Source organism: Chryseobacterium viscerum (assembly GCF_025949665.1).
GTDB lineage: Bacteria > Bacteroidota > Bacteroidia > Flavobacteriales > Weeksellaceae > Chryseobacterium > Chryseobacterium viscerum_A.
This window is the reverse complement of record NZ_JAPDFT010000002.1, coordinates 574,586-586,421: the sequence shown is the minus strand read 5'-3', so window position 1 is coordinate 586,421 and position 11,836 is coordinate 574,586. Positions and strand designations below refer to the sequence as shown.

The 11,836-nt window shown below is 38.6% G+C and carries 1 protein-coding gene; it reads left to right on the top strand.

Going from position 1 to position 11,836, the window contains the following annotated elements; all coding sequences use genetic code 11:
- Positions 1-51 precede the first annotated feature (51 nt).
- The gene (locus tag OL225_RS16800; protein WP_264518999.1) at positions 52-11,832 is read left to right on the top strand and encodes a non-ribosomal peptide synthetase; all 11,781 of its coding nucleotides are present in this window, start codon (positions 52-54) and stop codon (positions 11,830-11,832) included.
- Positions 11,833-11,836: the final 4 nt, after the last annotated feature.

Genomic DNA, 11,836 nt, shown 5'->3' with positions numbered 1-11,836 from the left:
AACAAAAACTATACAGCACCTGAAACAGAGCTTGAAAAGCAGCTTGTAGTAATTTATAGTGAAGTATTGGGAATCAATGCTAAAACCATCAGTATTCATGATGATTTCTTCAGATTAGGAGGAAACAGTATTATGGCCGTTAAACTAATCAGTAAAATCAGACAGAATCTGGATATACAGGTCAATGTAGGAATGGTATTTAATCATAAAACAGTGGTCTCCCTTTCCAATGCTTTATCTCATGAAAATCATAACGAAAATCAAATAAACATAGTTCCAGCCAAAGTTAATTCCCCTGAAGAACAACGATTATCTTTCGCTCAGGAAAGAATATGGTTTATAGAATCCTATGAAGGCGGAAGCAGTGCTTATAACATTCCAATCATTACAAGAATAGATGATCGTATTCAGCTAAACCTTTTTGAGGAATCTTTGAGAAGGGTGATAATGCGACACGATATACTTCGTTCAATGATCCATACCACTGAAAATGGAGTAGGATATCAATTGGTTACAGACCTTATTCCCAAGATTAAAACATCGAAAATAAGCAATGAGAAACAATTGGAAAAGGCAATCAATAAATGTGTGAATAAAGTTTTCAGCCTGGATAAGGAGATTCCTGTAGAAATCAATATTTTCAAACTTGCAGGACATATTTATCTGTCTATTGTTGTTCACCATATTGCCTTTGACGGATGGTCTATAGATGTTTTCTTAAAAGAAGTAGCTTCCGTTTATTTTGCCCTTGTTGAAGGAAAAGAACCGGAACTTTCCCCTGTAAAAGTTCAATATAAAGACTTTGCATTATGGCAGCGAGAGTATCTTTCAGGAGAACGGCTTGAAAATCAGATCAGTTATTGGAAAAATAAACTGGATGACTTCCAGAATCTGGAATTACCTTCAGATTTCAAAAGGCCCAATCAAATATCCTACGAAGGAGAAAACTTATATTTCAATCTAAGTGCAGAACAGGGGCAAAAGCTTAGAGCCCTTTCCCAAAAGTTAGGAGTAAGTCTGTATAGCGTAATGCTGGGAGGCTATTATCTGATGCTGTCTGTTTATTCCGGGCAGGACGATATTGTGGTGGGAAGCCCGATTGCTAACCGCCACCATGCAGGTCTTGAGGATATTATCGGTTTCTTTGTCAATACATTAGCTTTAAGAGAAAAAGTAGATCCTGCACAGAATATCAGTGATTTCATTCGTCAGGTATCAAAATCAGTAAATGAGGCCCAGTCTCATCAGGATCTTCCATTTGAAAAGCTGGTAGATGAGCTTGGAGTGGAGCAGGATACTTCAAGACACCCTGTTTTCCAGGTGATGTTTGGACTTCAAAGTGCGGATGGAGACGTTAAAGCCAATAAAGATGAAGCATTATTCCATCCTTTTGCAGGAGAAGTAGATTATAAAGCAGCGAAATTTGATCTCACCACGATGATTGATGACGATGGAGAAACCCTCCGAATCATGTTCAATTATGCAAAAGCGTTGTTTAAAGAAGAAACTATTACCCGAATGGCAGGTTCTTATCAGCTTCTTTTGGATCAGATCATAGAAACCAATCCGGATCATACACCAATCCGTAATCTTTCACTGATATCAGAAGAGGAAACTCAGCAGATCATAGCAGATTGGAATGCCACGCAGGAAGATTATCCATCAGAAATGACCATTCACAAGGTATTTGAATATCAGGCTGAAAAAAATCCTGATACCATAGCTTTGGTATACAATGATGTCAGACTTTCATATCGTGAACTTAATGAGAGATCGAACCGCTTAGCAAATCATCTGATCCATCAGTATCAAATTCAGCCAGATGATCTGGTACCGTTATGCCTTGAGAGATCAGAAAATATGCTGATTGCAATCCTTGCGATATTAAAATCGGGAGCTGCTTATGTTCCAATGGATCCGTCCTATCCTGCAGATAGAATAGGGCATATTCTGGAAGATACCCAGGCAAAATTGGTCATTGCACAGGAAAGTACAACAGAGAAACTGCATAATATAGAAGTCATTTCACTGGATGATATTACCCTTAAAGCAGCACTTGAAACAGAAGTGACTGGCAATCCTGTTACTGAAGTTCATTCAGGGAAGCTTGCTTATGTAATCTATACCAGTGGAACTACAGGACTTCCTAAAGGAGTAATGATTGAACACAAAGGAGTAATAAACCTCATCAGATCAATGATTAAAGCACACCGGCTTGAAGAATATCAGCAAGTAGGATGCTACTCCAATTATGTATTTGATGCCTTTGTGTATGAAGCATTCCCTGTATTGTGCAATGGAAATACCCTATGGTTATACAATAACGAGCTTAGAACTTCAGTGAGTGAGCTTAATGATTATATTAAAACCAATGCCATCGAAGTTTCATTTATTCCACCTGTCTTATTGAGAGAAATTGTGGAGAACGGAACAAGTTTAAAACTGATATTTGCAGGAGGAGAAAGCTTCCCGGCATTAGATAAAAATATTGAAAATATTACCCTTGTTAATGAATATGGGCCAACAGAAGGAACTGTATGTGTCACTCTTCATGATTACAAAGAAGATAAAAACCCGTTGAATATTGGTGGGGCTATTGCTAATACAACTTTATATGTTCTTGATGCTCAATATCGCCCTGTTCCTGTAGGAGCTGTAGGAGAGTTGTTTATCGGTGGAGCAGGCATTGCCAGAGGATATCTGAACAGACCTGAACTTACGGAAGAACGTTTCATGGCAAATCCATTCCAGACAAAAGGAGAGAAAGAAAGAAATGAAAACAGCCGCTTATACAGAACTGGTGACTTAGTTCGCTGGCTTCCTGACGGCGAATTGGAATACAGAGGAAGAAATGACTTTCAGGTGAAGATCCGTGGCCATAGAATTGAATTGGGTGAGATTGAAAATACCTTACTCCAATTTGCAGATATACGTCAGGCAGCAGTTTTAGCAAGAGAAAATAAATCAGGCTTAAAATACCTGGCAGCTTACTACGTTTCCGATTCAGCGATTGAAACCAGCCTGCTTTCTGAATATGTATCAGAATTTCTGCCGGAATATATGGTCCCAGGTGCTTTTGTTCATTTGGCTGAACTTCCGGTTACCATTAATGGAAAATTAGACAGAAGAGCATTACCTGAGCCTGAATTTACTGGAGGAAAAGAGTATATAGCCGCTGAAACAGAGCTTCAGGCCGCACTTTGCCAGATTTATGGAGAGGTGCTTGGACTTGATTCAGAGATTATCAGCATTCATGATGACTTCTTCAGATTAGGAGGAGACAGTATTATCAGTATTCAGTTGGTGGGGAAGATTCGCCAGCAGTTAGATGTAAGACTAAGCGTGAAAGAAGTCTTTACTGCCAGAACAGTAGCCTCGTTATCCCAACTTATAGAAGATAAGAAACAAGGCAGTGAAGCCAATATTCTTACCGAACAGGGAATCTTGGCGGGAGAAGTTCCGCTTCTGCCGGTACAGGAATGGTTCTTTGAACAAAAAGAATCCGGTTATCTTGCGGAATTTAACCACTGGAATCAAGCATTTTTAATCAATGTTCCGGAACTTGATAAAGCTCTCTTTGAACAGGCTATAGAACAGTTGCTGATGAAGCATGATGCATTCAGATTAGGATATACCGGACAGACTCAGGAATATAAATCAAGAAAGAATGCGCCTGAAATCAATTATTTCAATGCTTCTGGTCTGAAACCGGAAGAGCTTGCTATTATATTCACAGATTGGCAGTCGCATTTCGATATTGAAAACGGACCGTTATATCAGATAGGATATATCAACGGTTATCAGGATGGAAGTGCAAGGATATTCTTTGCTTTCCATCACCTTATTATTGATGCTGTAAGCTGGAGAATTCTTACCGAAGACCTGAAGAATATCTATCAGACCCTTGAAAAAGGAGCAAACTATCAGGTTCAGAAAGGAAGCAGCTACCGTCAATGGGTAGAAGCCATCAGAAACTATAAAAAAGAGAATCCGGAATCCAGAGATCAGGAAACTACGTATTGGAATCATATCGCTGATACTGTTGAGGAAAGCAATTCAACATTATCTAAACTGATTACGGATGAATATCATCATGGTCATCTTCAATTGGATAAAGAATCCACCGGAACGCTGATTCGTGGAGTACATCATGTATATCACACCCAGATCAATGATTTGCTATTGTCTGCCTTATCACAGGCTCTTACTGATGTTACCGGAGATGAGCATCATGCCATTCTATTGGAAGGCCACGGCCGTGAAGAAGTATTCAGCCAGCTAGACATCACTGAGACGATGGGTTGGTTTACCACCATGTATCCGGTACAGCTGGAAACAGGAAAATCATCAAAAGATACAGTTATCCTGACCAAAGAATCTTTGAGAAGCATTCCGAATAATGGAATCGGCTATGGCAGTCTGGTGGGATATATAAACCGTGAATTACCGAAGATTAGCTTCAACTACCTGGGACAGCTTGACAAAGAGGATGTATCCGGTGAGAAAACATGGTTTATCGCGGCAGAAGATACCGGAGCGGGAGTTGGTATTTCCAACCGTGACAGCCATTTTGTAAGCATCAACGGTGCAGTGGTTGACGGACAGCTTCGCTTCGGAATCTCAGGATACCTTTCAGCAGAAAATACTACACTCTTATTCGAAAGCTTCAAACAGAACCTGAAATCTATTATTAAGAACCTTTCAGAAGAAAACAGAAGTTATCTTACTGCATCAGATGTAGATCATGTAGTGGAAAAACTTCAGCTTTCAGCCATTCAGGAGAAAGGTGAGATAGAAGGAGTGTACCTTGCGAACAGTTTACAGGAAGGATTCGTATATCATGCCCTGAACCAGGGAGAGACAGATGATGCCTACAGAGTACAACTGATGTGGGAGTATCGTGCTAAAATAAATACAGAAAAACTAAAAAATTCCTGGAATCTAACCCAGGCACAGTACCCATCCCTGAGACTCAGATTCGATTGGAATGGAGAAATTGTACAGGTCATAGACAAAAAAGGAAAACTAGACTGGAGATATCAGGATATCAGCACCCTGTCTGAAGAAGCACAGGAAGAACTGATTAAAGAAATTACTCATAATGATCGTTTAGAAGGATATGATCTTACTAAAGGAAATCTGTTCAGAGTCTATCTTTTCAAAAGAAATGAGGAATATTATAGCTGTCTGTTCAGTAATCACCATGCGATACTGGATGGCTGGAGTATGCCTGTAATGATGAATACTGTTCATGAGGTTTATCTGAGCCAGCTTAATAATGAAGAATATGTACTGTCAATAGATCATGCGTATGCAGACAGCCAGAAATATTTACAGGCCCACAAAAAAGCAGGGCGCAGCTTCTGGGATAGGTATATGATGTTACTTGACGATCAGGAAGACCTGAAAAGTCTTGTAAAAGAAAAACAAAGACACATAGACTTAGGAACTTATCGTCATATCAAAGATCATCAGAAAGTAACTATGCTGATCAGCGGAGACAGATACCACAATCTGAAAGACTTCACAAAAGCTCATGGATTAACAGTGAATGCAGTATTGCAGTACTTATGGCACAGCCAGTTAAAGCTGTACAGCGGATTGCAGACAACAGTAGTAGGAACCACTGTTTCAGGAAGAAGCTTACCTGTTGATGGTATAGAAACATCAGCCGGATTGTATATCAATACCCTGCCGTTAATTGTTAATCATGCAGATGGGCGTATCATAGATCATATCATGGAAATTCAGAACAGAATCAGTGATCTGAATACCCACAGTGATATCAATTTGGCAACCCTTCAACGGGATGGACGAAGAATATTCAGTAGCTTATTTGTATATGAAAACTATCCTGTTCCAAAAGGAGAAGGAAGCAATGAATTAGGTTTTGCATTCAAAGATTCCGTTGAAAAACTGGATTATCCGTTAAGTATAATGGCATCGGAGCAAGGAGATCGTGTAACCCTTAAAATGAACTATGAGAGTGTTCTTTTTGAATCCGAAACAATAGAAGATTTGGTAAAAGGAATGAATTTGATGTTGGATCAGATCATAAAAGTTTCTGATATGAATTCAAATGAAATTTTATATATTTCTGATAGCCAATCAGAATTATTACATTCCTGGAATGATACAATAGATTTGGATCCTTCATTTTATACAACAATTCATCAACGATTTGAAGAGCAGGCCACAAAAACAGCCAATCATATTGCACTGGTTTACAAAGATATTCGATTATCTTATGAAGAACTGAACCACAGATCAAACCGCTTAGCCAACTACCTGATCCAAACCTACAATCTTCAGCCGGATGATCTTGTTCCACTATGTTTGGAACGTTCAGAAAATATGATGATCGCTATTCTGGCAGTATTAAAATCCGGAGCGGCATATGTTCCAATGGATCCCTCATATCCCACAGATAGAATAGAGCATATTCTTAAAGACACGAATGCTAAAATCATCATAAGCCAGGAAAGTATAAAAGATAAAGCGCAAATACTGGATAATACTGAGATTGTTTCCTTAGATGATATTGATTTACAGGTAGCTGTTGCTGGAATGTCATCAAAAAGTCCTGTTACCTCAGTAACTCCGGAAAATTTGGCCTATGTGATCTACACCAGTGGAACCACGGGGCTTCCGAAAGGAGTAATGATTGAACATAGAAATGTAGTCAATGTTGTAGATCAGGTAAGAGAAGCCTACGGTTTCATTGGAGAACAAAAGATAACAGCTTATACCTCATATGTTTTTGATGTTTCAGTGTCTGAGTTTTTCAATACTCTGCTGTTCGGAAATGAACTTCATGTATTGGATGAAGAAACAAAGAAGGATGCAGATTCAATAAGCAGATACCTGCTGACCCATGAAATAGATTATGCTTATTTACCACCAGTAATGCTTTCTGTATTGCCGCGCATAGAATACCCAAACCTTAAAGGATTATTGTATGCAGGAGAAGCTTGTGAATATGAAACCGGTAAATACTGGTCAGAATATACTCAACTTTATAACCTGTATGGCCCAACTGAAGCAACGATCTATGCAACTTATAAAAAAGTAGAGCATGGTGATGTACAACTTATCGGCCGTCCTGTAGGGAATTCCACAGCCTATATTTTGGATGAAAATAGTCGTTTACTTCCTGTAGGAGCAATTGGAGAACTATATCTTGGCGGTGCAGGAATCGCCAGAGGTTATCTGAACAGAGAAGACCTTACAAAAGAGCGATTTGTTGATAATCCTTATCAGACAGAAAAGCAGAAAAAAAACAGAGAAAATGCACGTTTATACAAAACCGGAGATTTAGTTCGCTATTTAGCGGATGGAAACATAGAGTATATGGGTCGTAACGATTTTCAGGTAAAGATTCGGGGATATAGAATAGAACTGGGAGAAATAGAAAACAGACTTTCTCAATATCCGCAAATAAAACAATCTGTGGTATTGGCTAAGGATAACACAAATGGAATGAAATATCTTGCCGGATATTATGTTTCAGATACAGCATTAGAGATAGAAAAGCTTACCGCATTTTTATCGGAAACATTACCGGAATATATGATTCCTTCTGCCTTTATTCACTTAAAATCATTACCATTAACCATCAATGGTAAGCTTGATAGAAAACAGTTACCTGAACCTGAATTTACAGGAGGTAATGAGTACACGGCCCCAATGAATGACCTTCAGGAAAAGCTTTGTACCATTTATGGAGAAATATTGGGAACTAACCCAGATTATATCAGCATCAATGATGATTTCTTCAGATTGGGCGGAAACAGTATCATGGCCATAAAGCTTATCAGTAAAATCAGACTGACATTAGATATGCAGACTAACGTTGCTATGATATTCAATCATAAAACAGTGGCTTCTTTATCTGGAGCTTTGTCAGAAAATGTCTTAGAGGATCAGATAACCCTGTCTCCTTTAAAAGTAGATAACCCGGAAGATCAAAGACTGTCCTTTGCTCAGGAAAGACTTTGGTTTATAGAATCCTATGAAGGCGGAAGCAGTGCTTATAATATTCCAATGACGGTTACTCTAAGTATGAAAACTGATATTCCGGCTTTATGCACAGCTTTAGAAACAGTAATACAACGCCACGAAGTACTTCGTACATTCATTCTGACTACAGAAAACGGAGTGGGTTATCAGGTGGTTACCGATCTTCTTCCGGAAATCAGAACTATAGAAGTCAGAAGCAGGGAAGAGTTGGAGGAGCAGGTAAACAAAAGTGCTCATAAAGTATTCCATCTGGAAGAAGAGATTCCTGTTGCGATCAATATTTTCACTTTAGAGAAAATCAATTATCTGTCAGTAGTTATTCATCACATTGCTTTTGATGGATGGTCTACAGATATATTCCTGAAAGAAGTGGCAGAAGCTTATCATGCTATTGCCAGAGGACAACGGCCAGAACTTCCAGAATTAAAGATCCAATACAAGGATTTTGCATTATGGCAGCGAAACTATCTTACAGGAGAACGCCTTGATAATCAAATTAACTATTGGAAAACAAAACTTGATGATTATCAGAGTTTAGATCTTCCTGTAGATTTCCATAGACCTGCTGAAATTTCTTATGAAGGAGATACTATCAGGTTTAATATCCCAGAAAAAACAGCATTAGGACTTAAAGAAACTTCTAAAAGTCTTGGAGTAAGCTTGTACAATGTAATGCTGAGTGGTTATTATCTCACTCTTTCTGTCTACTCAGGCCAGGAAGATATTATAGTAGGAAGTCCTATTGCCAACCGTCATTATGCAGGCCTTGAAAACCTTATCGGATTCTTTGTGAATACATTGGCACTAAGAGAGAAAATTGATCCTAAACAAAATATCAGGGATTTTATTCTGCAGGTGTCAAAGTCAGTGACAGATGCCCAGAGACATCAGGATCTTCCATTTGAGAAACTGGTGGAGGAGCTAGGTGTAGAACAGGATACTTCAAGACATCCTGTATTTCAGGTGATGTTTGGTCTTCAGACAAGTCATGGTGGAGATACTGCAACTCAGGAAAAAGAGATGGTCTTCCAGCCTTTTGATGGTGATGTAGACTATCAGGCCGCGAAATTCGATTTTACAACCATGATTAATGAAAGTCCTGAGGGAGTTCACATGACCTTCAACTATGCAACGTCTCTATTTAAAAAAGAGACCATAAACCGTATGGCAGAAACCTATCAATATCTGTTAACTCAGATTGTACAGATTGGAAAATCCGATGCTAACGACTTGAAAATAGGAGAAATCTCTCTTCTGCCAGAAACAGAACGCAGAGAGATCACAGAGCTCTTAAATGATAACCGAAAAGAATATCAGGATCAAACAACAATTCATCAACAGTTTGAGTCTCAGGTTTCCCTAACGCCTGATATTACAGCTTTGGTATATCAGAATGTGAAACTATCCTATAGAGAATTGAATGAAAAGGCCAATCAGTTGTCAAATTACCTGATCAAAGAATACCAGCTGCAGCCTGATGATTTGGTACCATTATGCCTTGAAAGATCCGAAGATATGCTAGTGGCAACCCTTGCCGTATTAAAGGCCGGTGCAGCTTATGTACCGATGGATCCTTCATATCCCGCAGAAAGAATCAACCATATTATAAAAGATACAGGAGCTGAGGTTATCATTATTCAGGAAGAAGTAAGAGGCAAATTCAACGAGATTTCTTTAGAATTGAACCTTGTTTCATTGAATGATAGAGAATTAATTGAGGAATTGGCAACAGCAGAGACTCACAATCCTGTTACCCAAGTATCTGCAGACCATTTAGCCTATGTAATCTACACCAGCGGAACTACAGGACTTCCAAAAGGAGTAATGATTGAACATAAAGGAGTCATCAACCTGATTGATGCTATGACAGATATCCATCAGCTTGAAAAATATCAAAATGTAGGAGTGTACTCCAATTATGTATTTGATGCCTTTGTATATGAAACATTCCCGTCTTTATGCAACGGAAATACCCTTTGGTTATATAGTAATGAGCTTAGAACCTCAGTAAATGAACTTAATGAGTATATCAAATCTAATACTATAGAGGTTTCCTTTATTCCACCAGTCTTGTTGAGGGATGTTGTAGATAACGGAACAAGTTTACAATTGATTCATGCAGGAGGAGAGAGCTTCCCGGCTCTGGATAAAAATATTGAGAACATTACCCTCATCAATGAATATGGGCCAACAGAAGGAACAGTATGTGCTACGCTTCATCATTATAAGGAAGATAAAAACCCGTTGAATATTGGTAGAGCTATTGCGAATACAAGTTTATATATTCTTGATAATCAATGTCGTCTTGTCCCAACAGGAGCGGTAGGAGAGCTGTATGTTGGAGGAGCGGGTATTGCCAGAGGCTATCTGAACAGACCCGAGCTTACCGAAGAACGCTTTATGCTAAACCCATTCCAGACGGAAGACCAAAAGGAAAGAGGAGAAAACAACCGTTTATACAGAACGGGAGACTTGGTTCGCAGATTAGCCAATGGAGACTTGGAATATATAGGAAGAAATGACTTCCAGGTAAAGATTCGCGGTCATAGAATTGAGCTGGGTGAAATTGAAAATACTCTGCTTCAATATGACGGTATTCGTCAGGTTGCAGTTGTAGTGAAAGAAGACAAAGGAAATATGAAATACCTTGTCGGATACTATATTTCCGATTCGGTAATTGATCCACGCCAATTGTCAGAATTCTTGCTGAAATCACTTCCGGAATATATGGTGCCGAATGTTTTTGTTCATTTAACGGCCTTACCATTAACTATTAATGGCAAACTGGATAGAAAACAACTTCCAGAACCTGAATTTACAGGAATATCAGAATATGCCGCTCCGGAAAATGAACTTCAAAGACAGATGGCGGTAATCTACGGTGAAATATTAAACCTTGGTCCTGAATCTATCAGTATTCATGATGATTTCTTCAGATTGGGAGGAAACAGTATCATGGCTATAAAGCTGATTAGCAAAATACAGCAGGTATTAGATGTTAAAGTGAAGATTGTAGATGTTTTCAAAGAAAGAACAATCAGCAAACTAGCTGCTCTTATTGGAAAATATGGCAAAGAATACAGAACTGTATCCATTCTGAATGCAGTTAATAACAATCCGAATATATTCCTTATTCACCCAGGGAATGGAGGAAGTGAAGTATATCAGTCCTTGGCAGAACGGTTGAAAACAAACTATGACTGTTATGGTGTGGATTCTTATAATCTCTACCATGAAGAAAAGATTGATAATCTGAACAAGCTTGCAGAGTATTATCTGGATCATATTGGACGGATACAACAACAAACTCAACAGGAAGAGTATATTTTGCTTGGTTGGTCTCTTGGAGGAAATATAGCTTTGGAAATTGCTTCCCAGCTTGAAAAAAGAGGGTGTAAAAAGATCAAAGTTTATCTGCTAGATACCATTTTCTACGCTTCAGATCAGCAGTTGGTCAATTTCCTTTCATTCCCTTCAGATGAAGAATTGAGCAGCAAACTGGAGGTTCCTGTAGATCACAGCCGTTTTATAGCGACTAAGAGCTTTATGTCAGCAGAATTCACCATTGCCAGAGAAAGAGTCTCTAATAATCTAAGCTTTACAAAAGTAGTTTTACTAAAAGCCATGTTAGGCGGAGATGGAGTTGATGAATCATTTAACAACTATATAATGGGCTGTACATACAATAATGTAGACTCAGTCATAGAAGATCAGAAGTTGTTATCAGTATATCCTATTGATGCCACACACCAGTTTATGTTGGAGAAAGAAGAAGAAATCATTGATATTATTAATAAAACAATTGGAGAATAAAAAG